Origin of the sequence: Parathalassolituus penaei (assembly GCF_026626885.1) — a bacterium.
Lineage (GTDB): Bacteria > Pseudomonadota > Gammaproteobacteria > Pseudomonadales > Oceanobacteraceae > Oceanobacter > Oceanobacter penaei.
Genome location: NZ_JAPNOA010000019.1, coordinates 201,109 through 221,480 on the forward strand (window position 1 = coordinate 201,109; position 20,372 = coordinate 221,480).

The window sequence follows — 20,372 nt, forward strand, 5'->3', positions numbered from 1 at the left end:
CCATGGTGATTGATAGCACCACGGCCAGCTTACGATTACTGACAATCCCGTTACCTTTCAGTTTCGATTCAGGATCAACCCGTATCGTCCTCTACAAATTTACGGAGAGACGATATGCCAACACTCCCTCACTCGTATGTCATCGGTGGCTGGATAACATCCAGTCTGCTGGTCAGCCTGCCGGCTTTTGCCGGGCCTGGTTTTACTGAATCCCTGGATGCCGCCTGGTTACACTCACCAGAAGCCAACGAACCACAACAACTGCAACACGCCCTGCAACAGCGTCCATCCGACTGGTTGGCAGCCCAACCGTCGGTGAATGTCGGTTATGCCACTGGTAATCAGGCCAGTGCCATCGCCAGTGAATGGCAGGCTGGAGTCAGTGCCAGTGTTTATCTGCCCGCTGCCGCCCGCACCAACCAGGCGCTTAACAGCCTCGAACAACAGCAGATCAGCCATAACATCAGCGCCCAGCGCTGGCAATGGAGCGGCCGCCTGCAAGACTGGTGGTGGCAGTGGCAAACCCTCAATGTGAACCAGCAACGCCTGCAGCAGCAGGCCAGCGCCCTCGATCAGCAACTGCAATGGCTGGAGGTAATGATTCGCCAGGGCGAACGCCCGGCAGCGGATCGCTTGCCATTACAGCAATCCCGCCAGGCCATCGAAACCAGCCTGCTGCAACTGGCCATGGAACGTCAGCAACAAGCCGCTCGCTTCCAGCAATGGACCGGTTTAACCGAGCTGCCCGATAACTGGAGCTTCCGTCAGAGCCCGGAACAGACCATCGACCAGCATCCGCTGCTGCAAATGGAGTCCGCCAACCGTGATTCCGCCCAACTGCAACAACAGCTGCAGCAACACAGCCGTATGACCCCGGAATTCAGCCTTGGCCTGCGCCATGTTGCGGCGGTTGATCAACTGCCATCGGCGGATCTGGTTGAAGCCGGTATCCGTGTGCCGTTTGGCTCCACCGGTTACCGCGAACGTCGTGATGCCATCCGCCAGATCACCAGCAGCGAACGCGCTCTGCTCGATCAACGCCAGACGCTGGAGCGTGAACGCTCAGCCCTTGCCGCTTACCTGCCCAATCTGCAGACCCAGGCCAGCCATCTGCAAGAACTCGGCAAACAGGCCAGCGCCCAGTACCAGAGCCAGTATCAGGCCTGGAAAAACGGCACCCTGCCCGGCCTGCAGTGGTTACAGGTGCAAGACAGCATCTGGCAACTGCAACAACAAGCCGACGAAGCCCAATTACGTTATTCCCGCGCCATCAGTGACTGGAACCAGCTGCAAGGAGTTATTCCGCAATGACTACCACCGCCATCAACACTGCAAACACCACCACCCACGACAACCGTCGTATTCTGCCGTTAGCAATCCTGTTGCTGACATCGGCTCTGACCGGTATGAGTCCGTGGCAAGCCGCGGAGGCGCAAGCGCTGCCGGTTGTGGATACCGAAGAACTGGTTCGTCTGGGTGTACGTTTTGAAGACTCACCATCACCGGAATCCCTGTTGCTGGCCAACGTGAATGGTTACACCGCCGTCAACAGTCGTGATGAGCGCCAGCTGATGATGCCATTCAGTGCCCGCGTCGAAAGCTGGAAGGTTAACCAGTCGACCCATATCAGCAAAGGCACACCACTGGTGAGCCTGCACAGCCACGATGCCCTGCAATTCCTGCAGCAACAGCGTCGTATGCAAGCCAGCGCCGGACTCTGTCACCAGCGCCTGAAAAACCTCAAGGAACGCCAGCAGAGTGGTATCAGCTCACGTCTGGACGTCGAAGAACAGACCATCAGCTGCCAGCAACTCGATGACGACATGCGCACCGGTCAGGAGGTGCTTGATCACCTGCCAGCCGCCTGGCGCAGCAGTAGCAGCGCCGAATTCAGCATGAATGCCGACACCAGCGGTTGGCTCATCAGCATCCTGCGCGGTAATGGCCAGCTGGCCGATGAAAATACCGGTCTGGCCACTTTCTGGCCTGACGATGCCCTGAAAATCCGTGCCGATATCAGTGTCCATCTGGCTGCGCGGCTGCAACCGGGTCAGACCATGCAGGTAATTGCCCACGACAATCCCCAACAGACTCTGAACGCCGAGATTCTGGAAGTGGGCAACGTCGCCAATCCACAAGGACTGGTGCCGGTATGGCTAAGTGTTGCTGATCAGCCACTGCGCCCAGGCCAGCGCTGGCAGATCGCCCTGCGCAGTGCTGATACCGGCACCGTGGTGCCAGCCAGCGCCCGCATTCGTCATCAGGGCAAATCCATGCTGTTTGTACGGCAGCCATCCGGAGCCATGGAAGCCGTGGCGGTCGAACCCATCGCCGAAGGTAATGGCCAGCTGCTGGTGAATGACCCGCGTCTGAATAACGTTGAAATTGCGGTTCAGGGCAGTGCTGCTCTGGCTGCACTGCTGGCAGAGGCGGAGTAATAGATATGCTCGATCGCTTCCTGCAGATAGTTCTGCAACAACGGATTCTGGTGCTGGTACTGAGTATCGGCCTGCTCGCCGCCGGTGCCATGACCTGGCAAAACCTGCGTATTGATGCCTTCCCCGAAATTTCACCAGTACAGGTAAAAATCATCCTCAAGGCACCGGGTTTACCACCGGAAGAACTGGAAACCCGCGTCACCCGCAAGATTGAAGTGGAACTGCTGGGGATTCCCAAACAGTCGATGCTGCGTTCGGTGATCAAATACGGCATCACCGACATTACCCTCAACTTCGAGGATGGCACTGATATCTACTGGGCTCGCCAGCAGGTGTCCGAGCGTCTGGCGGCGATCTGGCCGGATCTGCCGGAAGACCTCAGTGGTGGTATTGCTCCCATGAGCACACCGCTGGGTGAGCTGTTTATGTTCACCATCGATGGGCCACAGTCACTGGAAGAAAAACGCCGCATCCTCGACTGGCAGATTCGTCCACGTCTGCGCACCGTGGCCGGTGTTGCTGACGTTAACGCTCTGGGTGGGCGTGTCGAAAGCTGGCAGGTGACCCCGGATCTGCCCGCTCTGGCCGCCGCCGGTATGACCCTGTCGGACCTGCATCGTTTTATTCTGGAAAACAACCGTAACGACGGTGCCGGCCGCCTCGCCGATGGTGAAGAAAGCATTATTGTCACCACCACCGGTCGCCTGACCGGGCCTGAAGACCTCGCAACCCGTATTGTCGGTTACAGCAATGGTCAGCCAGTTCGCCTGGAAGACGTTGCCAGTATTGAACTGGGTAGCCTGACCCGTTACGGCGGCGTAACCGACAGCGGCAAGGGTGAAGCGGTGGAGGCTCTGATCATTGCCCTCAAGGACAGTGATGCCCAACAGCTGATCCGTGATGTTCGCAGCCAACTCGACCAGATCAGCCAAAGCCTGCCACAAGGCATGTCGATCAATGTTTTCTACGACCGCAGCAACCTGATCGATCGCGCCGTTGGCACAGTAACCGAAGCCCTGTGGGTCGCCGTGGTGTTGGTGATCCTGCTGCTCGGGTTGTTTATTGGTAACGTCCGCACGGCATTGGTGGTGGCGGTGAACCTGCCAATGTCAGCGCTGATGACCTTTATCCTGATGGACAGATTTGGCATGAGTGCCAACCTGATGAGCCTCGGCGGTCTGGCAATTGCCATTGGTATGCTGGTCGATGGCGCCGTGGTGGTGGTTGAAAACACCGTTACCCGTCTGCAGCAAGCCAATCGCAAACTGCCCCGCCTGCACGTGATTTTCCGCGCCGTGCGGGAAGTTACCATTCCGATTCTGTCGGGCACCCTGATTATCCTGCTGGTGTTTTCACCGCTGGTCACCTTGCAGGGACTGGAGGGCAAACTGTTTGCGCCGGTGGCTCTCACCATCATGTTTGCTCTGGCATCCAGCCTGGTGGTGTCGTTGACCCTGATCCCGGTGTTAACCACCCTGCTGATCAACGCAGACAAGGTGGCCACGCCAAACTGGGTGATCAAACTGCAGGAGCGTTATCGCGCCAGCCTGCAAAGCGTCATGAACCGTCCAATGCCACTGTTTATTGCTATTGCCGTCGGTCTGCTGCTGTCGGTGGCGGCCTTTATGAACACCGGCAAAGCCTTTATGCCGGAAATGGACGAAGGAGACCTGATCGTTCAGCTGGAGAAAATCCCGACCATTAATCTCGAAGCTTCATTGCAGCTGGATCAGCAGGTCGAACGGGCGTTACTGGCGGAAATTCCGGATATCAAACGTATTGTCGCCCGCGCCGGTTCAGACGACCTCGGTATGGACCCGATGGGCCTCAACGAAACCGATATGTTCCTGCAACTGAAACCACGCGAAGAATGGCAAGCGGCCGACAAGGCAGCCCTGCAAGAGCAGATTCGGACCGTGCTGGACCGCTTCCCGGGCCTGAACTATGGCTTTACCCAGCCGATTGATATGCGGGTATCGGAAATGATTTCCGGCTCCCGTGGTGACCTGGCCATCAAGGTATTTGGCCCGGAGCTTGGACAACTGCAATCACTGGCGGAAGCCATCGCCGCCAAAGTGGGTGAATTACCGGGAGCATCAGAAGTGTTGTTGTCGCAAGCCGACGGTATGCATTACCTGCGTCTGACACCGGATGACTACCAGATTCGCAAGGCTGGACTGAGCACTGCCGAGGTGCAGGAATCCTTGCGGGCTGCACTGGAAGGACTGCCTGCCGGTAACCTGATTTACACCGATCGCCAGATTCCAATCCAGCTGAAACAGCCAGCCGCAACTCAGGTCCAACAGCTGCTGAACAATCACTGGCTATCCACAGCCGATGGCCAGTCGGTGCCACTGTCAGTGCTGGTGACGGCAGAGGAACAGCCCGGCCCGGTATTGATTCGCCGTGAAGGTGGCCAGCGTTTTGCGGTGGTAACCATTAACGTTGATGGTATGGCGCTGAGCGATTTTGTTAACAATGCCCGCCAGGCGGTAGAAAACGATATCAAGGTGCCAGCCGGTTATAACCTCGCCTGGGGTGGTGAATTCGAGAACCAGCAACGCGCCAACGCTCGTCTGGCCCTGATGATCCCACTGGCCATTGCCATGGTACTGCTGGTGTTGTTCAGCACCTTCGGTAACCTGCGCGAATCCCTGCTGATCCTCTGCAACATTCCTTTTGCCATGATTGGTGGCGTGATTGCACTGGCGATCAGTGGTGAATACATGTCGGTACCGGCGTCCGTAGGTTTTATCGCTCTGCTGGGTGTGGCAGTGCTGAACGGTGTGGTATTGGTTGACCAGTTCCGCCATCTGGCCAGCATTGGCATCGAAGGCGCCCGTCAGGTCATGGATGGTGCCGTCAGCCGTTTACGCCCGGTTTTGATGACCGCCAGCACCGGTGCCATCGGCTTGTTGCCACTGCTGTTCGCCACCGGCCCTGGCAGTGAAATCCAGAAACCTCTGGCCATCGTGGTGATTGGTGGTCTGGCGACCTCAACTCTGCTGACCCTCTATGTACTGCCGATTCTTTACCGCCGTTTTATTCTGGAGGTGCGTGTATGAACCTGATCATGTTAACCGTTTCGGTTCCCCCTTCCCGTGCCGATCTGTTCACTGACTGGCTGTTAGGTCAGGGCTGGCCAGGATTCACCTCCTGGCAAGGTTGGGGTCATAGTGATCGCACCGATCATCTGAGCCTCGATGAGCAGATTCAGGGTAAACAGAAACGAACCCTGATCAGCCTGCATATGCCGAAAAACCACGGCGAACAACTGATCGCACAAATGCATCAGGAATTTGCAGGACAAGATATTCACTACTGGGAAACGGCGGTTTTATCCGCCGGCAGCCTGAATAAAAACCCTGACAATAAAAGCCACTAAAAGGGTCTGAATCCGATCGTTCGCGAGGGTATGACCATTCTTTACACCGCCAGTCACTATCTGACAGCGACTTGGAATACTGTAGCGGAGTAGCCCAGCTACATCATGATCGTCACTCATGGATGAGTACCTTCTTTGCCAGGCGAGTCCCCCGGACTCGCCTTTTTTTATGCCTGCAAAATGGTGGTAACGAACGAACCAATCACTCTGCAGCCAGCTCATACGAACGGTTGAACCCGGTAGCTGGGGATTAACCAAGCCAAGTGTGGAATAAAAAGCTGTGATTCTGCCAGCGCAGCTTTCTGAGTAATAAACAACCAATAGAGGGCAAATCGCTCGGGTAATATCAGGATTCACAAGCCATGGTGTGATAAGGGCTTAGGACAGGAAAAGGCGGAGAAGCAATGTGCTCAACGATTTCGGGCACAGGGTAGCAACAGGCTAGCCAAGACTAGGGTATATCAGCAGGCAAACACTGAGGTCTGACCAGACAGCGTCTTCATAAAGGGCTGAATAACAGGCATAAAAAAACCCGCTCGAGAGCGGGTTTCTTATGGTCGAAGCACTGATTACTCAGCAGCTTCGTCCTGTACTTCTACCACGTCGCTTTCTGCTACAACAACAGGGCGATCAACCAGTTCAACAAACGCCATAGGAGCGTTGTCACCGGCGCGGAAGCCGCACTTCAGGATACGGATGTAGCCGCCTGGACGGGTCTGGTAACGCGGACCCAGTTCAGTGAACAGCTTGCCAACCGCTTCTTTGCTGCGGGTACGGTCAAACGCCAGACGACGGTTTGCAACTGAATCTTCTTTAGCCAGAGTGATCAGTGGCTCAGCAACGCGGCGCAGTTCTTTTGCCTTAGGCAGAGTCGTCTTGATGATTTCATGCTCGAACAGGCTCACAGCCATGTTCTTCAACATGGCTTGACGGTGTGCGCTGGTACGATTGAAGTGACGACCACTTTTACGATGACGCATGGTTTAATTCCTTACTAACTGAACGCTCAGCTTACGCAAGCACTTTGTCGTCGTTACGGAGGCTGGCTGGCGGCCAGTTCTCCAGGTGCATACCCAACGACAGACCGCGAGAGGCCAGAACGTCTTTGATTTCAGTCAGAGACTTTTTACCCAGGTTAGGTGTCTTCAACAGCTCTACTTCAGTACGCTGGATCAGATCACCGATGTAGTAAATATTTTCTGCTTTCAAACAGTTGGCGGAGCGTACGGTGAGCTCCAGGTCATCAACAGGACGCAGCAGAATCGGATCAATTTCCTCTTCTTCACGAACCTGTTCAACCACTTCGTCATTTTCGAGATTAACGAAGATAGCCAACTGTTGTTGCAAGATGGTCGCGGAACGACGGATCGCTTCTTCTGGATCAATAGTACCGTTGGTTTCCAGATCAATAACCAGCTTGTCCAGGTCAGTACGCTGTTCCACACGAGCGCTATCTACGCTGTAAGAAACACGCTTGACCGGGCTGTAAGTAGCATCGAGCTGAAGTTTACCAATGGCCTTGGTTTCCTCGTCACCCTGGTAACGCGCTTCCACAGTTTCGTAACCGCGGCCTGAAGCAACCTTGAGGTTCATCTTCAGAGTAGCGCCTTCACCCAGGTGAGCGATGACATGGCCAGGGTTGGCAATGTCAACACCGTGATCCAGTTGGATATCGGCAGCTGTTACTGTGCCTGGACCAGTTTTGGTCAGGCTCAGATTGGCTTCATCGCGTTCGTGCAGTTTGACTGCAACGCCCTTCAGGTTCAGCAGGATTTCAATTACGTCTTCCTGCACGCCTTCGATAGCGCTGTACTCGTGCAACACGCCGTCGATCTCGCATTCGACAATCGCTGCACCAGGCATGGACGACAGCAGAATCCGGCGCAAGGCTGCGCCAAGAGTGTGGCCGAAGCCACGCTCCAGTGGCTCAAGAGTTACCTTGGCGTGGGTTCCGCTGACTTCTTCTACCTGGATGTTACGAGGTGTCAAAAATTCATTCACTGCACGCTGCATAGCTGCCCTTAAGCTCCTCTATTACTTGGAGTAAAGTTCCACGATCAGGTTTTCGTTGATCTCGGCTGGGAGATCAGCGCGTTCCGGAGCGTTGGTGTAAGTACCTTCCATCTTGCTGGAATCGACGTTGATCCACGGGCAATCAGCACGCTGACCAGCCAGTTCCAGAGCAGACTTGATACGATCCTGGTTTTTCGCCTTTTCGCGAATTGCAACCACGTCACCAGCTTGAACCTGGAAAGACGGAATGTTTACGGTACGACCGTTAACAGTTACAGCTTTGTGGGATACCAGCTGACGAGATTCGGCGCGAGTAGAACCGAAGCCCATGCGGTAAACCACGTTGTCCAGACGGGACTCCAGCAGTTGCAGCAGGTTTTCGCCAGTGGCGCCCTTACGACGAGCAGCTTCTTTGTAGTAGCTGCGGAACTGCTTTTCCAGGATGCCGTACAGACGACGGACTTTCTGCTTCTCACGCAGCTGCAGACCGTAGTCAGACAGACGGCCACGGCCAGCGCCGTGAACACCTGGTTTGGTTTCCAGTTTGCACTTGGAATCCAGTGCACGAATACCGCTCTTCAGGAACAGGTCAGTTCCTTCGCGACGAGACAGTTTACATTTTGGACCAATATAACGTGCCATTCTTCAGACTCCTTATACGCGACGCTTCTTAGGTGGACGACAGCCGTTATGAGGAATCGGAGTCACGTCTGTAATGTTGGAGATTTTGTAACCACAAGCATTCAGAGCGCGAACTGCAGACTCACGACCTGGGCCTGGACCTTTAACTTCAACGTCCAGATTCTTCAGGCCATACTCTTTTGCCGCTTCACCGGCACGTTCTGCTGCCACCTGAGCGGCAAAAGGAGTGCTCTTGCGGGAACCACGGAAACCAGAACCACCGGCGGTAGCCCAGGACAGGGCGTTACCTTGACGGTCGGTAATGGTTACGATGGTGTTGTTAAAAGAGGCGTGGATATGGGCAATCCCGTCCACCACCTGCTTTTTAACTTTTTTCTTCGTAGATTTTTGTGGCTTAGCCATTTTTAAATCCTGCTTTTAATATCAACACTGCAACAAGATGAATGCAGCTACACTAAAAGTCCGTTCCGGGTAATCAGGAGATTACTTACGAATCGGCTTGCGCGGACCCTTACGGGTACGAGCATTAGTTTTAGTACGCTGTCCGCGGAGTGGCAGGCTGCGACGATGACGGATACCGCGGTAGCAGCCCATGTCCATCAAACGTTTGATGCTCATTTGCAGCTCACGACGCAGGTCACCTTCAACGGTGTACTTGGCCACTTCGTTACGGATCAGATCCAGCTGTTCTTCAGACAGAGTACCAATTTTGGTGGTCTCTGCGATTCCGGTTACAGCACAGATCTGCTTGGCAGTGGTTTTACCAATCCCGAAAACATAGGTCAGGGAAATCACTGCATGCTTGTTGTCAGGAATATTGACACCGGCAATACGGGCCATGTCTAACTCCGTTACACTTTACTTGATGAAAGGGCGCGGAATACTACAGCCGCTTTGCGTAAATTGCAAGCAGCTCGAAGTTTCCACACCCGCCGCGTCAGAAATTAACCCTGACGTTGTTTGTGCTTCGGATCAGCACAGATCACGCGAACGGAACCGTTACGACGAATGATCTTGCACTGACGGCACATTTTTTTAACAGACGCACGTACTTTCATGACAGTCTCCTAAAATGGAATCAGCGCAGGGCTGACCCCATATTCTTCAAATTTGCTTTCTTCATCAGGGACTCGTACTGGTGCGACATCAGGTGTGACTGAACCTGGGCCATAAAGTCCATTACTACCACCACCACGATCAGCAGAGAGGTACCACCAAAATAGAATGGCACGTCAGCAGCCATCACAAGGAATTGAGGCAACAGACAAACAGCTGTGATGTACAGCGAACCAAACAGCGTCAGACGACCCAGAACACCATCAATGTAGTTGGCGGTCTGGATGCCAGGACGGATACCTGGAATAAAGGCACCTGACTTCTTCAGATTCTCGGCTACATCTTTCGGGCTGAACATCAGCGCGGTGTAGAAGTAGCAGAAAAAGATGATGCCAGCAGCAAACAAAACGATGTAAAGGGGCTGGCTTGGTGCCAGCGCCATGCTGACATCCTGGAGCCATTCCATACCCTCACCCTTGCCGAACCACTGACCCAGGGACGCTGGGAACAGCAGCAAGCTGGAGGCGAAGATCGCTGGAATAACACCGGCCATATTCAGTTTCAGAGGCAGATGACTGCTCTGTGCTGCCATCTGGCGGTTACCCACCTGACGCTTGGCATAGTTGATAGTGATACGACGCTGACCACGCTCGACGAATACGATAAACGCAATCACCGCCACAGCCAGAACTGCAATCACCAGCAACAGCAGGATGTTCAGGTCGCCTTGACGGGCAGACTCGAACGCCTGACCGACCGCTTTTGGCAGACCAGCAACGATACCGGAGAAAATCAGAATCGAAATCCCGTTACCGATACCACGCTCAGTCACCTGCTCACCGAGCCACATCATGAACACCGCACCGGCCACGAAGGACGGTACAGATGCGACGTAAAAATCGAAGCCTGAAGAGAAGGTAACGCCCTGGCCAGCCAGACCGGCGGACACGCCGACGGCCTGAATGCTGGCAAGGAGTACAGTCCCGTAACGGGTGTACTGGGTAATTTTGCGACGACCCGCTTCACCTTCTTTTTTCAGCTGCTCAAGCTGAGGGCTCACCGCCGTCAGCAGTTGCATAATGATAGAGGCGGAGATGTACGGCATGATCCCGAGCGCAAGAATACTCATGCGTTCGAGAGCACCACCGGAGAACATGTTGAACATCTCCAGGATTGTCCCCTGGTTCTGCTCGAACAGTCTCGCCAACGCTTCCGGGTTAATCCCTGGCACCGGGATATGGGTGCCAATCCGGTATACAACAATTGCCAGCAATACAAAACGGATACGGGCCCAGAGTTCTGCCAATCCTTTTTGCATGCCTTGTGGAAGTGAGCCTTGAGTAGCCATTAGTCTTCGACCTTACCGCCCGCTGCTTCAATGGCAGCCTTGGCGCCTTGAGTGACTTTCAGACCTTTTACGGTTACTGCCTTGGTGATTTCACCAGACAGAATCACACGGCCTTCCTTGATCTTTTCACCGATCACGTCAGCCGCTTTCAGCGCTGCCAGGTCAACAACATCACCCTCAACCAGAGTCAGTTCGTTCAGACGGATTTCCGCCACGTACTGAGCTTTGCGAGAGTAGAAGCCGAATTTAGGCAGACGACGATGCATTGGCATCTGGCCGCCTTCGAAACCGAAAGCAACACCACCGCCAGAGCGGGACTTCATACCTTTGTGACCGCGACCACAGGTCTTGCCCAGACCAGAGCCGATACCACGACCAACGCGCTTGCGAACTGGCTTGGAGCCAGGAGCTGGGCTCAATTCGTTGAGACGCATATTACTCCCCTTCTACCTTAACCATGTACTGAACCTGGTTGATCATACCGCGTACTGAAGGAGTATCTTCCAGTACAACAGTGTGACCGATGCGACGCAGACCCAGACCTTTCATGGTCTCACGGTGCTTAGGCAGCTTGCCGATGGTGCTGCGGATCTGGGTAACTTTTACAGTTTTCTTTTCCATAATGAATTACCCCAGGATCTCTTCAACAGTCTTGCCACGCTTTGCAGCCACCTGTTCAGGGGACTTCATTTTGGCCAGAGCGTTAAAAGTTGCACGCACAACGTTGTTCGGGTTGGTAGAACCGTAGCACTTGGCCAGTACGTTCTTCACGCCAACCATCTCCAGAACGGCACGCATTGCACCGCCGGCGATGATACCGGTACCTTCGGAGGCAGGCTGCATGTAGATCTGGGAACCAGAGTGACGAGCGCGTACTGGGTACTGCAGGGTGTTACCATCCAGCTGTACAGTGATCATGTTGCGCTTGGCCTGTTCCATTGCCTTCTGGATAGCCAGAGGAACTTCACGGGATTTGCCGCGGCCGAAGCCTACACGACCATTGCCATCGCCAACCACAGTCAGAGCGGTAAAGGCGAAAATACGACCACCTTTTACTACTTTGGCTACACGGTTAACCTGGACCAGTTTTTCCTGGAACTCGCTTTCGGTACGTTCAACGCGGTCGTTATTACGATCGTTGTTACGTTCGTTACGTTCGTTATTTGCCATGATCATTAACCCTTAGAATTCCAGGCCGTTTTCACGAGCCGCGTCAGCAAGAGCTTTAACACGACCATGGTATTTGAAACCGGAGCGATCAAACGCAACTTTGGTGATACCAGCAGCTTTCGCACGTTCGGCGATCAGCTGGCCAACCTTGGTAGCGGCAGATACGTTGCCGGTAGTTTCGCTACGCAGATCAGCTTCAACAGTGGAAGCAGCAGCCAGGACGCTAGCGCCGTTGGCAGAGATAATCTGAGCGTAGATGTGTCGTGGCGTACGGTGTACGCACAGACGGACCGCGCCTTTCTCACGGATGTGACTCCGTGTTTTAGCGGCACGGCGCAGACGAGCTTTTTTCTTCTCAATCATGGCCTAGCCCTTATTTTTTCTTGGCTTCTTTACGAAGTACGATTTCGTCAGCATAGCGAACACCCTTGCCTTTGTATGGCTCTGGTGGACGGTAGCCGCGGATCTCGGCAGCAACCTGACCTACTTGCTGTTTGTCGATACCTTTCAGTACAACTTCAGTCTGAGTAGGAGTCTCAGCGGTTACGCCTTCCGGCAATTCGTAATCGATCGGATGGGAGAAGCCCAGGACCAAATTCAGGGTTTTGCCGGATGCTTTGGCACGATAACCAACGCCCTGCAGAACCAGTTTCTTTTCAAAACCAACGCTAACACCGGTAACCATATTGTTTACCAGGGCACGGAAAGTACCGGCCAGAGCGTCAGATTGCTTTTCAGCATCTTTTGGAGCAAACAGCAGAACATTGTCTTCCTGCTTGATCTCAACAGCGTTGTGCACTGCGAGTTCCAGCTGGCCCTGCTTACCCTTTACAGAGATCTTTCCTGCTTCCAGAGTGACTTCAACGCCAGCTGGAATTGCTACAGGAGACTTGGCAACACGAGACATGGTATCCCCCTTAGAATACGGTCGCGATAACCTCACCGCCCACGCCCGCAGCACGGGCAGCGCGATCGGTCATAACGCCTTTAGAGGTGGACACAATGGCAACGCCCAGACCGGCTTCCACTTTTGGCAGCTCGGAAACGCCTTTGTACTGACGCAGACCAGGGCGGGAAACGCGCTGGATACGTTCAATAACTGGCTTGCCTTCGTAGTATTTCAGAACGATGGTCAGAGATGGCTTGGCAGCCTCATCGATTGAAAAACCAGTGATGTAACCTTCTGCTTCCAGAACCTGGGCAACAGACTTCTTCATTTTAGAAGACGGCATGCTCACAGTCGTATGACCAGCTTGCTGGGCATTACGAATGCGGGTGAACATATCCGCCAACGTATCTTGCATACTCATTTAGGATATACCTCGGTTGTGCAGCGTTCCCCCCACTTGCGCGGGGGGAGATTGCTTACCAACTAGCTTTCTTCAGGCCTGGCACGTTACCTTTCATGCCTTCTTCACGCAGTTTGATACGTGACAGCTTGAACTTGCGGTAAACGCCGTGCGGACGGCCAGTCATTTGACAACGACGCTGCAGACGGCTTGGTGACGAGTCACGTGGCAGCTTTTGCAGAGACTGTTGTGCATTCCAGCGATCTTCATCAGAAGAAGCTGGATTCTGAATGATAGCGCGCAGTTCTTCACGCTTTGCAGCGTACTTGGCTACCAGTTTTTCGCGCTTCAGTTCACGATTCTTCATGCTTACTTTAGCCATGAGTCAACTCCTTAGTTGCGGAACGGGAACTGCAGCGCTTTCAGCAGAGCGCGGCCTTCTTCGTTGGTTTTGGCTGTGGTGGTGATAGTCACATCCATACCACGGACTTTGTCTACTTTGTCGTATTCAATTTCCGGGAAAATGATCTGTTCTTTCACGCCCATGCTGTAGTTACCACGACCGTCGAAAGACTTGCCGTTGATGCCGCGGAAGTCGCGAACACGTGGCAGAGCGATGTCGATCAGACGATCCATGAATTCCCACATACGATCGCGACGCAGGGTAACTTTACAGCCGATTGGCCAGCCTTCACGAACTTTGAAGCTCGCTACGGACTTACGTGCCTTGGTAACAACAACTTTCTGGCCAGCGATCGCTTGCAGTTCAGCAACGGCGTTGTCCAGCAGTTTCTTGTCGCCCAGTGCTTCACCAACACCCATGTTCAGGGTGATTTTGGTGATGCGTGGCACTTCCATGATGTTCTTGTAACCAAACTCTTGTTGCAGCTTGGCTACTACTTCTTCTTTGTACAGGTTTTCTAAACGTGACATAGCAGTATCCCAGCCCCTATCAAGCGTCGATTACGTCGCCAGTGGATTTGAAAATACGTACCTTGCTGTCACCTTCAACCTTAAAGCCAACGCGGTCGGCTTTCTGGGTTTTCGGGTTCCAGATGGCAACGTTGGAAGCCTGGATACCAGTTTCTTTCTCAACGATACCGCCTGGTTGCTGCAGGTACGGGTTTGGCTTCTGGTGTTTTTTCACCATGTTTACGCCGGTAACAATCAGGCGGCCATCGGTCAGAACTTTCTGAACGGTGCCACGCTTGCCTTTGTCACGGCCGGCGATGACGACTACTTCGTCTTTGCTACGGATTTTCAACATAACCATTCCCTCCCTTACAGCACTTCTGGTGCCAGGGAAATGATCTTCATGAACTGCTCAGAACGCAGTTCACGAGTCACTGGGCCAAAGATACGGGTACCGATTGGCGACAAAGAGTTGTTCAGCAGAACAGCAGAGTTGACGTCAAAGCGGATGATTGAACCATCTGGACGACGTACGCCTTTACGGGTACGTACAACCACAGCGTTCATTACCTGGCCTTTTCTTACTTTACCGCGTGGAATTGCTTCCTTCACGGATACCTTGATCAGATCACCGATGCCGGCATAGCGACGATGTGAACCGCCCAGTACTTTAATGCACTGTACGCGCTTCGCGCCGCTGTTGTCGGCAACGTCAAGCATGGTTTGAGTTTGGATCATGCCTCTCGCTCCTAACTACATGCGCCCGGTCGTTAGACCTTGGCGGCGCGCTCGTCGATGGTTACCAGCGCCCAGGTCTTACGCTTGGACAGCGGGCGTGACTCTTGCACGGTTACCAGATCACCGATCTGGCACTCGTTGTTGGCATCGTGTGCCATAACTTTGGTAGAACGCTTAACGAACTTCTTGTAAATCGGGTGTTTTACAAAACGTTCAACGACTACAGTGATGGACTTGTCCATCTTGTTGCTTACTACGCGACCGCTCAGAGTGCGAACAGCTTTGGTGTTCTCAGTCATGATTATTCACCTGCCTTCTGTGCCAGCACGGTTTTTACACGAGCGATATCACGACGGATCTGACCAATCAGGTGGTTTTGACCCAGCTGACCGGTAGCTTTTTGCATCCGCAGCTTGAATTGTTCGCCCAGCAGTTCGAGCAGCTGAGAGTTCAGCTCAGCTACTGACTTGTCTTTCAGTTCACTTGCTTTCATCACAGCACCGTCCGTTTAACGAATACAGTTTCGAAAGGCAGCTTGGCAGAAGCCAGCGCGAATGCTTCGCGAGCCAGCTCTTCAGGCACACCTTCGATCTCGTACAGGATACGACCTGGTTGGATCTGGCATACCCAGTATTCCACGTTACCCTTACCTTTACCCATACGAACTTCGAGGGGCTTTTCGGTAATCGGCTTGTCCGGGAACACACGGATCCAGATTTTACCACCACGCTTCACCTTACGGGTCAGCGCACGACGTGCAGATTCAATTTGACGCGAAGTCAGACGGCCACGGCCAGTTGCTTTCAGGGCGAACTCACCGAAGGAAACCTTGGAGCCACGAATGGCCAGGCCACGGTTACGACCGGTCTGTACTTTGCGGAATTTCGTACGTTTTGGTAACAACATAACTCAAATCCCCTTATGCGCGACCGGTTTTTTTCTTGCCCTGGTTCTTGGCACGTTCGCGGACTTCCTGGATGCCGCCGAGGATCTCACCTTTGAAGATCCACACTTTCACGCCAATAACACCGTAGGTGGTGTGTGCTTCGTAGGTTGCGTAGTCGATATCGGCACGCAGGGTGTGCAGAGGCACACGACCTTCACGGTACCATTCGCTACGAGCAATCTCAGCACCGCCAAGACGGCCGCTAACCTGGATCTTGATACCTTCGGCACCACCGCGCATGGCGTTCTGTACGGCACGCTTCATAGCGCGACGGAACATAACACGACGCTCCAGCTGGCTGGCAACGCTCTGGGCAACCAGTTTGGCATCCAGATCAGGCTTACGAACTTCTTCAATGTTGATGTGAACCGGGATACCCATCACATCGCTCAGGTCCTTACGCAGAACTTCAACGTCTTCACCCTTCTTGCCGATCACGATACCTGGACGGGCAGTGTGGATGGTTACTTTGGCGTTCTGAGCTGGACGCTCAATTACTACCTTGCTAACAGAAGCTTTTTCCAGACGCTTCTCAATCAGAGAGCGAACTGCGATATCAGTCAGCAGGTTGTCGGCATATTTGTCTTTACCAGCATACCAAACGGAGTTGTGGTCCTTGGTGATACCGAGACGGATACCTGTGGGATGTACTTTCTGACCCATCTGACCAACTCCTTATTCTGAAACTTTCACAGTGATGTGACAGGTACGCTTGCAGATGCGGTCAGCACGGCCTTTGGCACGTGGCTGAATACGCTTCATGGTCATACCTTCGTCAACGAAGATGGTGCTTACACGCAGCTCATCAACGTCAGCGCCATCATTGTGTTCGGCGTTGGCGATAGCAGACTCCAGAGCCTTCTTGACCAGATCAGCACCTTTTTTAGGGCTGAAAGCCAGAATGTTCAGAGCCTCATCCACTTTCTTGCCACGGATTTGATCCGCAACCAGGCGCGCTTTCTGCGCGGACAAGCGAGCACCACGTAATACGGCGGCTACTTCAGACATGATTCACCCCTTCTTAGCGTTTGGCTTTCTTATCCGCTACGTGACCCTTGTAAGTACGGGTCAGAGCGAATTCGCCGAGTTTGTGACCAACCATGTCTTCAGTTACGAAAACAGGCACGTGGGTTTTGCCGTTGTGTACGGCCAGAGTCAGGCCCACAAAATCCGGGAAGATTGTGGAGCGGCGAGACCAGGTCTTGATCGGACGCTTGTCGTTCTTCTCAAGAGCGGCCTCTACCTTCTTCATCAAGTGATGGTCGATAAACGGACCTTTTTTCAATGAACGTGGCACAGTTCAATCCTCTCTAATTATTTCGCAGAACGACGGCGTACGATCAGATTATTGGTACGCTTATTCTTACGAGTCTTGTAGCCCTTGGTTGGAACGCCCCATGGAGATACAGGGTGCTTACCAAAGGTGCGACCTTCACCACCACCGTGTGGGTGGTCAACCGGGTTCATGGCAGTACCACGTACGGTTGGGCGAATACCGCGCCAACGCTTGGCACCAGCTTTACCGAGCTCACGAAGACCATGTTCGGAGTTACCAACTTCACCGAGGGTAGCGCGGCAATCGGCCAGTACTTTACGCATTTCACCGGAACGCAGACGCAGAGTGCAGTAAGCACCTTCACGAGCAACCAGCTGAGCAGAAGTACCAGCGGAGCGAGCCAGCTGGCCGCCTTTACCTGGCTTCAGTTCGATGTTGTGGATAACGCTACCTACAGGGATGTTACGCAGAGACATAGCGCTACCGGCTTTGATCGGTGCGTCTTCTCCGGAAATCACTGCATCACCAGCAGCCATACCTTTGGCAGCCAGAATGTAACGGCGTTCACCGTCTGCGTACTTCAGCAGAGCGATGTGGGCGCTACGGTTTGGATCGTATTCCAGGCGCTCAACAACAGCTGGAACGCCGTCTTTGTCACGCTTGAAGTCAACCAGACGGTAGTGCTGCTTGTGACCACCACCCTGATGACGAACGGTAATACGACCGTTGTTGTTACGACCGCTGTGTTTGGACTTCTTTTCAACCAGAGCTGCAAAAGGAGCACCTTTGTGCAGATCGTTGTTTACGACTTTAACAACGTGGCGACGGCCAGCTGAAGTCGGTTTAGTTTTCACCAATGCCATGACTTAGCTCTCCTTATTCCGCGTCAGTAAAATCGATGTCCTGACCGGCAGCCAGAGTAACGTATGCTTTACGCACGTCGTTACGCTTGCCCACACCACGGACAGTACGCTTGGTTTTACCCTTGATGTTAACAACACGTACGGAGTCAACTTTGACTTCGAACAGTGCTTCAACAGCTTCTTTGATCTCTGGTTTGGTAGCATCCGGAGCAACACGGAAAACGTATTGGCCGTATTTTTCAGCTACCCAGGTTGCTTTTTCAGAAATCTGTGGAGCAACCAGTACCTTGTAAATGCGCTCACGAATCATGCGTATGCCTCCTCGAGTTGTTTCAAGGCTGGCACAGTCACCAATACTTTTTCGAACGCAATCAGGCTAACCGGATCAATAGCAGCTGCTTCGGTAACACCCACGTGCGGAACATTGCGAGCAGCCAGGTACAGCTTCTCGTCAACTTCGTCAGAAATAATCAGTACGTTGTTCAGTTCCAGCTCTTTCAGCTTGGCTACAAATTCTTTGGTCTTGTGGCTTTCAACGCCAAAAGAATCAGCAACCACCAGACGACCCTGACGAACCAGTTCAGACAGAATGACCTGCATTGCTGCACGGAACATCTTCTTGTTAACTTTCTGTTCGTAGCTGCGTGGCTTGGCAGCGAAGGTCACACCACCGGAACGCCAGATAGGGCTGTTTGAAGTACCGGAGCGAGCGCGGCCAGTACCCTTCTGACGCCATGGTTTGATACCACCACCAGTGACTTCAGAACGAGTCTTCTGGGCTTTGGTGCCCTGACGACCGCCAGCCATATAGGCGGTAACGATCTGGTGAACCAGAGATTCGTTGTATTCACGACCGAAGGTAGCGTCAGAAACCGCTACCGCAGTACCTGCGTTAGTTTTCAGTTCCATCGCTTACCCCTTTGCCTTTACTGCTGGCTTCACAATGATGTCAGAACCAGTAGCACCAGGAACGGCACCCTTAACCAGAATCAGGTTGTTTTCAACATCAACCCGAACGATTTCGAGGCTCTGGGTGGTTACTTGTTCAGCGCCCATGTGACCGGCCATTTTCTTGCCTTTCCACACGCGACCTGGGGTCTGACACTGACCGATAGAACCAGGAGCACGGTGAGATACAGAGTTACCGTGAGTAGCGTCCTGGGTACGGAAGTTCCAGCGCTTAACGCCACCCTGGAAGCCTTTACCTTTGGAAACACCAGTAACGTCTACTTTCTGGCCAGCTTCAAACTGGGCAACAGTCAGTTCATCACCTGAGCTGAAGGATTCTTCAGTACGGAATTCCAGCACGCCACGGCCAGCTTCAACATTCGCCTTGGCGAAGTGACCTGCTTCCGGCTTGGAAACGCGGGATGCTTTTTTAACGCCATAAGTAATCTGAATAGCGCTGTAACCATCGGTGTCAACAGTTTTAACCTGAGACACACGGTTCGGAGTTGCCTCCAGAACGGTCACAGCAATAGATTGACCTGCTTCGGTAAAGATACGGGTCATACCCGCCTTTTTACCGACAATACCAATTGCCATTTAATATACCTCTCGTGTACGGGGCTTTTACCCACTATGGCCGCCCGTTATGGGCGTTACACAGAGCACTGTGTAAGGTCAAGAAGGGAGGGTTTCTTAACCAAGACTGATCTGAACTTCCACACCGGCAGCCAGATCCAGTTTCATCAGCGCGTCAACAGTTTTTTCAGTTGGCTCAACGATGTCGAGCATGCGCTTGTGAGTACGGATTTCGTACTGATCACGCGCGTCTTTGTTAACGTGCGGAGAGATCAGAACGGTAAAACGCTCTTTACGGGTCGGCAGCGGGATTGGGCCGCGTACCTGAGCGCCCGTACGTTTAGCGGTATCGACAATTTCCTGAGTCGAAGTATCGATCAGGCGATGGTCGAACGCCTTTAAACGAATACGGATACGTTGGTTCATTACCAAACTCCAAATTTATGTGCCAGAGCTCGCTTCCCCCCAGTTCAAGGGGACGCGAATTGTATGCGGCTGTACAAAAAGTGTCAACTGAATAAATTAAAATTCAGTCAGACAACCTGGAGGTGATAAAAAGAGCGGGGAAAAAGAACAGAAGATGAAAAAAGCCACCACAGGGCAGCGGCTTTTTTGAGCGAGAGAACATCGGGCGATGTCCTCTCAGAGTGCAGTTATCACTCGATAACTTTGGCTACCACGCCAGCACCAACAGTACGGCCGCCTTCACGGATCGCGAAGCGCAGACCTTCATCCATCGCAACTGGGTGGATCAGGGTAACAGTCAGACCAA

General features: G+C 53.4%; 33 protein-coding genes. 4 read left to right on the plus strand and 29 right to left on the minus strand.

The window, feature by feature from the left end:
* The first annotated feature begins 114 nt into the window (after positions 1-114).
* The 4 genes from OUO13_RS06775 to OUO13_RS06790 are packed head-to-tail and all read left to right on the plus strand — an operon-like array spanning position 115 to position 5,823.
* Complete coding sequence (locus tag OUO13_RS06775; RefSeq protein ID WP_283173105.1) at positions 115-1,311, plus strand: TolC family protein; 1,197 nt, start codon at positions 115-117, stop codon at positions 1,309-1,311.
* The gene (locus OUO13_RS06780; RefSeq protein WP_283173106.1) at positions 1,308-2,438 is read left to right on the plus strand and encodes an efflux RND transporter periplasmic adaptor subunit; all 1,131 of its coding nucleotides are present in this window, start codon (positions 1,308-1,310) and stop codon (positions 2,436-2,438) included. The genes OUO13_RS06775 and OUO13_RS06780 overlap by 4 nt, the downstream gene beginning before the upstream one ends.
* Before the next feature lie 5 nt (positions 2,439-2,443).
* The gene (locus OUO13_RS06785) at positions 2,444-5,503 is read left to right on the plus strand and encodes an efflux RND transporter permease subunit (RefSeq protein WP_283173107.1); all 3,060 of its coding nucleotides are present in this window, start codon (positions 2,444-2,446) and stop codon (positions 5,501-5,503) included.
* Entirely contained in the window at positions 5,500-5,823 is a 324-nt protein-coding gene (locus OUO13_RS06790) for a DUF3240 family protein (protein ID WP_283173108.1), read from the plus strand. Before OUO13_RS06785 ends, OUO13_RS06790 begins: the two co-directional genes overlap by 4 nt.
* Positions 5,824-6,392: 569 nt before the next feature.
* Here OUO13_RS06790 and rplQ read toward each other — a convergent pair.
* The 29 genes from rplQ to OUO13_RS06935 all read right to left on the minus strand — a co-directional run.
* A complete protein-coding gene (gene rplQ, locus OUO13_RS06795; protein WP_283173109.1) occupies positions 6,393-6,803 on the minus strand; it encodes a 50S ribosomal protein L17 in 411 nt (136 codons plus the stop codon).
* A gap of 31 nt (positions 6,804-6,834) precedes the next feature.
* The gene (locus OUO13_RS06800) at positions 6,835-7,836 is read right to left on the minus strand and encodes a DNA-directed RNA polymerase subunit alpha (protein ID WP_283173110.1); all 1,002 of its coding nucleotides are present in this window, start codon (positions 7,834-7,836) and stop codon (positions 6,835-6,837) included.
* A 21-nt stretch (positions 7,837-7,857) separates the two neighbouring features.
* Positions 7,858-8,478, minus strand: coding sequence for a 30S ribosomal protein S4 (gene rpsD, locus OUO13_RS06805; RefSeq protein WP_283173111.1), 621 nt, complete (start codon positions 8,476-8,478; stop codon positions 7,858-7,860).
* A 12-nt stretch (positions 8,479-8,490) separates the two neighbouring features.
* Positions 8,491-8,880: a 30S ribosomal protein S11 gene (gene rpsK / locus OUO13_RS06810; protein WP_283173112.1), complete on the minus strand. Its 390-nt coding sequence runs from the start codon at positions 8,878-8,880 to the stop codon at positions 8,491-8,493.
* A gap of 81 nt (positions 8,881-8,961) precedes the next feature.
* On the minus strand, positions 8,962-9,318 hold the full coding sequence (gene rpsM / locus OUO13_RS06815) for a 30S ribosomal protein S13 (RefSeq protein WP_283173113.1): 357 nt from the start codon (positions 9,316-9,318) through the stop codon (positions 8,962-8,964).
* A 104-nt stretch (positions 9,319-9,422) separates the two neighbouring features.
* On the minus strand, positions 9,423-9,536 hold the full coding sequence (rpmJ, locus tag OUO13_RS06820; protein WP_283173114.1) for a 50S ribosomal protein L36: 114 nt from the start codon (positions 9,534-9,536) through the stop codon (positions 9,423-9,425).
* Between the two features lie 20 nt (positions 9,537-9,556).
* Positions 9,557-10,882, minus strand: a complete 1,326-nt coding sequence (gene secY / locus OUO13_RS06825) for a preprotein translocase subunit SecY (RefSeq protein ID WP_283173115.1) — start codon at positions 10,880-10,882, stop codon at positions 9,557-9,559.
* Positions 10,882-11,316 carry a 50S ribosomal protein L15 gene (rplO, locus tag OUO13_RS06830; RefSeq protein WP_283173116.1) on the minus strand — a complete coding sequence of 145 codons (435 nt, stop codon included), beginning with the start codon at positions 11,314-11,316 and terminating at the stop codon, positions 10,882-10,884. The genes secY and rplO overlap by 1 nt, the downstream gene beginning before the upstream one ends.
* Position 11,317: 1 nt before the next feature.
* Positions 11,318-11,503 (minus strand): 50S ribosomal protein L30, encoded by a 186-nt coding sequence (gene rpmD, locus OUO13_RS06835; protein WP_283173117.1) that lies wholly within the window; start codon positions 11,501-11,503, stop codon positions 11,318-11,320.
* A 6-nt stretch (positions 11,504-11,509) separates the two neighbouring features.
* A complete protein-coding gene (gene rpsE / locus OUO13_RS06840) occupies positions 11,510-12,052 on the minus strand; it encodes a 30S ribosomal protein S5 (protein WP_283173118.1) in 543 nt (180 codons plus the stop codon).
* Between the two features lie 12 nt (positions 12,053-12,064).
* Complete coding sequence (rplR, locus tag OUO13_RS06845) at positions 12,065-12,415, minus strand: 50S ribosomal protein L18 (RefSeq protein WP_283173119.1); 351 nt, start codon at positions 12,413-12,415, stop codon at positions 12,065-12,067.
* A 10-nt stretch (positions 12,416-12,425) separates the two neighbouring features.
* On the minus strand, positions 12,426-12,959 hold the full coding sequence (gene rplF, locus OUO13_RS06850) for a 50S ribosomal protein L6 (RefSeq protein ID WP_283173120.1): 534 nt from the start codon (positions 12,957-12,959) through the stop codon (positions 12,426-12,428).
* Between the two features lie 10 nt (positions 12,960-12,969).
* A complete protein-coding gene (gene rpsH / locus OUO13_RS06855) occupies positions 12,970-13,362 on the minus strand; it encodes a 30S ribosomal protein S8 (protein ID WP_283173121.1) in 393 nt (130 codons plus the stop codon).
* A 55-nt stretch (positions 13,363-13,417) separates the two neighbouring features.
* Positions 13,418-13,723: a 30S ribosomal protein S14 gene (gene rpsN / locus OUO13_RS06860; protein WP_283173122.1), complete on the minus strand. Its 306-nt coding sequence runs from the start codon at positions 13,721-13,723 to the stop codon at positions 13,418-13,420.
* A gap of 11 nt (positions 13,724-13,734) precedes the next feature.
* Entirely contained in the window at positions 13,735-14,274 is a 540-nt protein-coding gene (rplE, locus tag OUO13_RS06865; RefSeq protein WP_283173123.1) for a 50S ribosomal protein L5, read from the minus strand.
* Positions 14,275-14,293: 19 nt separating this feature from the next.
* Entirely contained in the window at positions 14,294-14,608 is a 315-nt protein-coding gene (rplX, locus tag OUO13_RS06870; RefSeq protein WP_283173124.1) for a 50S ribosomal protein L24, read from the minus strand.
* A 14-nt stretch (positions 14,609-14,622) separates the two neighbouring features.
* Complete coding sequence (gene rplN, locus OUO13_RS06875) at positions 14,623-14,991, minus strand: 50S ribosomal protein L14 (protein ID WP_283173125.1); 369 nt, start codon at positions 14,989-14,991, stop codon at positions 14,623-14,625.
* A gap of 32 nt (positions 14,992-15,023) precedes the next feature.
* The gene (gene rpsQ, locus OUO13_RS06880) at positions 15,024-15,290 is read right to left on the minus strand and encodes a 30S ribosomal protein S17 (protein ID WP_283173126.1); all 267 of its coding nucleotides are present in this window, start codon (positions 15,288-15,290) and stop codon (positions 15,024-15,026) included.
* 2 nt (positions 15,291-15,292) lie between these two features.
* Entirely contained in the window at positions 15,293-15,484 is a 192-nt protein-coding gene (rpmC, locus tag OUO13_RS06885; RefSeq protein WP_283173127.1) for a 50S ribosomal protein L29, read from the minus strand.
* Entirely contained in the window at positions 15,484-15,897 is a 414-nt protein-coding gene (gene rplP / locus OUO13_RS06890) for a 50S ribosomal protein L16 (protein WP_283173128.1), read from the minus strand. The genes rpmC and rplP overlap by 1 nt, the downstream gene beginning before the upstream one ends.
* Before the next feature lie 13 nt (positions 15,898-15,910).
* On the minus strand, positions 15,911-16,600 hold the full coding sequence (gene rpsC, locus OUO13_RS06895) for a 30S ribosomal protein S3 (protein ID WP_283173129.1): 690 nt from the start codon (positions 16,598-16,600) through the stop codon (positions 15,911-15,913).
* Between the two features lie 12 nt (positions 16,601-16,612).
* The gene (rplV, locus tag OUO13_RS06900) at positions 16,613-16,945 is read right to left on the minus strand and encodes a 50S ribosomal protein L22 (RefSeq protein ID WP_283173130.1); all 333 of its coding nucleotides are present in this window, start codon (positions 16,943-16,945) and stop codon (positions 16,613-16,615) included.
* 13 nt (positions 16,946-16,958) lie between these two features.
* The gene (gene rpsS / locus OUO13_RS06905) at positions 16,959-17,234 is read right to left on the minus strand and encodes a 30S ribosomal protein S19 (RefSeq protein WP_283173131.1); all 276 of its coding nucleotides are present in this window, start codon (positions 17,232-17,234) and stop codon (positions 16,959-16,961) included.
* Positions 17,235-17,251: 17 nt separating this feature from the next.
* Positions 17,252-18,076: a 50S ribosomal protein L2 gene (rplB, locus tag OUO13_RS06910; protein ID WP_283173132.1), complete on the minus strand. Its 825-nt coding sequence runs from the start codon at positions 18,074-18,076 to the stop codon at positions 17,252-17,254.
* 13 nt (positions 18,077-18,089) lie between these two features.
* Entirely contained in the window at positions 18,090-18,386 is a 297-nt protein-coding gene (gene rplW / locus OUO13_RS06915) for a 50S ribosomal protein L23 (protein WP_283173133.1), read from the minus strand.
* Complete coding sequence (gene rplD / locus OUO13_RS06920) at positions 18,383-18,985, minus strand: 50S ribosomal protein L4 (protein ID WP_283173134.1); 603 nt, start codon at positions 18,983-18,985, stop codon at positions 18,383-18,385. The genes rplW and rplD overlap by 4 nt, the downstream gene beginning before the upstream one ends.
* Before the next feature lie 3 nt (positions 18,986-18,988).
* On the minus strand, positions 18,989-19,621 hold the full coding sequence (gene rplC / locus OUO13_RS06925; RefSeq protein WP_283173135.1) for a 50S ribosomal protein L3: 633 nt from the start codon (positions 19,619-19,621) through the stop codon (positions 18,989-18,991).
* 96 nt (positions 19,622-19,717) lie between these two features.
* Positions 19,718-20,026 carry a 30S ribosomal protein S10 gene (rpsJ, locus tag OUO13_RS06930; RefSeq protein WP_283173136.1) on the minus strand — a complete coding sequence of 103 codons (309 nt, stop codon included), beginning with the start codon at positions 20,024-20,026 and terminating at the stop codon, positions 19,718-19,720.
* A 230-nt stretch (positions 20,027-20,256) separates the two neighbouring features.
* Positions 20,257-20,372, minus strand: a 116-nt coding sequence (locus tag OUO13_RS06935; RefSeq protein WP_283173140.1) for an EF-Tu C-terminal domain-related protein, incomplete at its 5' end; no start/stop codon positions are given.

Bases quoted from the DNA above. Each gene is read 5' to 3' on its own strand.
- OUO13_RS06775 (WP_283173105.1), top strand. From the start codon at position 115: ATGCCAACACTCCCTCACTCGTATGTCATCGGTGGCTGGATAACATCC.
- OUO13_RS06780 (WP_283173106.1), top strand. From the start codon at position 1,308: ATGACTACCACCGCCATCAACACTGCAAACACCACCACCCACGACAAC.
- OUO13_RS06785 (WP_283173107.1), top strand. From the start codon at position 2,444: ATGCTCGATCGCTTCCTGCAGATAGTTCTGCAACAACGGATTCTGGTG.
- OUO13_RS06790 (WP_283173108.1), top strand. From the start codon at position 5,500: ATGAACCTGATCATGTTAACCGTTTCGGTTCCCCCTTCCCGTGCCGAT.
- rplQ (WP_283173109.1), bottom strand. From the start codon at position 6,803: ATGCGTCATCGTAAAAGTGGTCGTCACTTCAATCGTACCAGCGCACAC.
- OUO13_RS06800 (WP_283173110.1), bottom strand. From the start codon at position 7,836: ATGCAGCGTGCAGTGAATGAATTTTTGACACCTCGTAACATCCAGGTA.
- rpsD (WP_283173111.1), bottom strand. From the start codon at position 8,478: ATGGCACGTTATATTGGTCCAAAATGTAAACTGTCTCGTCGCGAAGGA.
- rpsK (WP_283173112.1), bottom strand. From the start codon at position 8,880: ATGGCTAAGCCACAAAAATCTACGAAGAAAAAAGTTAAAAAGCAGGTG.
- rpsM (WP_283173113.1), bottom strand. From the start codon at position 9,318: ATGGCCCGTATTGCCGGTGTCAATATTCCTGACAACAAGCATGCAGTG.
- rpmJ (WP_283173114.1), bottom strand. From the start codon at position 9,536: ATGAAAGTACGTGCGTCTGTTAAAAAAATGTGCCGTCAGTGCAAGATC.
- secY (WP_283173115.1), bottom strand. From the start codon at position 10,882: ATGGCTACTCAAGGCTCACTTCCACAAGGCATGCAAAAAGGATTGGCA.
- rplO (WP_283173116.1), bottom strand. From the start codon at position 11,316: ATGCGTCTCAACGAATTGAGCCCAGCTCCTGGCTCCAAGCCAGTTCGC.
- rpmD (WP_283173117.1), bottom strand. From the start codon at position 11,503: ATGGAAAAGAAAACTGTAAAAGTTACCCAGATCCGCAGCACCATCGGC.
- rpsE (WP_283173118.1), bottom strand. From the start codon at position 12,052: ATGGCAAATAACGAACGTAACGAACGTAACAACGATCGTAATAACGAC.
- rplR (WP_283173119.1), bottom strand. From the start codon at position 12,415: ATGATTGAGAAGAAAAAAGCTCGTCTGCGCCGTGCCGCTAAAACACGG.
- rplF (WP_283173120.1), bottom strand. From the start codon at position 12,959: ATGTCTCGTGTTGCCAAGTCTCCTGTAGCAATTCCAGCTGGCGTTGAA.
- rpsH (WP_283173121.1), bottom strand. From the start codon at position 13,362: ATGAGTATGCAAGATACGTTGGCGGATATGTTCACCCGCATTCGTAAT.
- rpsN (WP_283173122.1), bottom strand. From the start codon at position 13,723: ATGGCTAAAGTAAGCATGAAGAATCGTGAACTGAAGCGCGAAAAACTG.
- rplE (WP_283173123.1), bottom strand. From the start codon at position 14,274: ATGTCACGTTTAGAAAACCTGTACAAAGAAGAAGTAGTAGCCAAGCTG.
- rplX (WP_283173124.1), bottom strand. From the start codon at position 14,608: ATGTTGAAAATCCGTAGCAAAGACGAAGTAGTCGTCATCGCCGGCCGT.
- rplN (WP_283173125.1), bottom strand. From the start codon at position 14,991: ATGATCCAAACTCAAACCATGCTTGACGTTGCCGACAACAGCGGCGCG.
- rpsQ (WP_283173126.1), bottom strand. From the start codon at position 15,290: ATGACTGAGAACACCAAAGCTGTTCGCACTCTGAGCGGTCGCGTAGTA.
- rpmC (WP_283173127.1), bottom strand. From the start codon at position 15,484: ATGAAAGCAAGTGAACTGAAAGACAAGTCAGTAGCTGAGCTGAACTCT.
- rplP (WP_283173128.1), bottom strand. From the start codon at position 15,897: ATGTTGTTACCAAAACGTACGAAATTCCGCAAAGTACAGACCGGTCGT.
- rpsC (WP_283173129.1), bottom strand. From the start codon at position 16,600: ATGGGTCAGAAAGTACATCCCACAGGTATCCGTCTCGGTATCACCAAG.
- rplV (WP_283173130.1), bottom strand. From the start codon at position 16,945: ATGTCTGAAGTAGCCGCCGTATTACGTGGTGCTCGCTTGTCCGCGCAG.
- rplB (WP_283173132.1), bottom strand. From the start codon at position 18,076: ATGGCATTGGTGAAAACTAAACCGACTTCAGCTGGCCGTCGCCACGTT.
- rplW (WP_283173133.1), bottom strand. From the start codon at position 18,386: ATGATTCGTGAGCGCATTTACAAGGTACTGGTTGCTCCACAGATTTCT.
- rplD (WP_283173134.1), bottom strand. From the start codon at position 18,985: ATGGAACTGAAAACTAACGCAGGTACTGCGGTAGCGGTTTCTGACGCT.
- rplC (WP_283173135.1), bottom strand. From the start codon at position 19,621: ATGGCAATTGGTATTGTCGGTAAAAAGGCGGGTATGACCCGTATCTTT.
- rpsJ (WP_283173136.1), bottom strand. From the start codon at position 20,026: ATGAACCAACGTATCCGTATTCGTTTAAAGGCGTTCGACCATCGCCTG.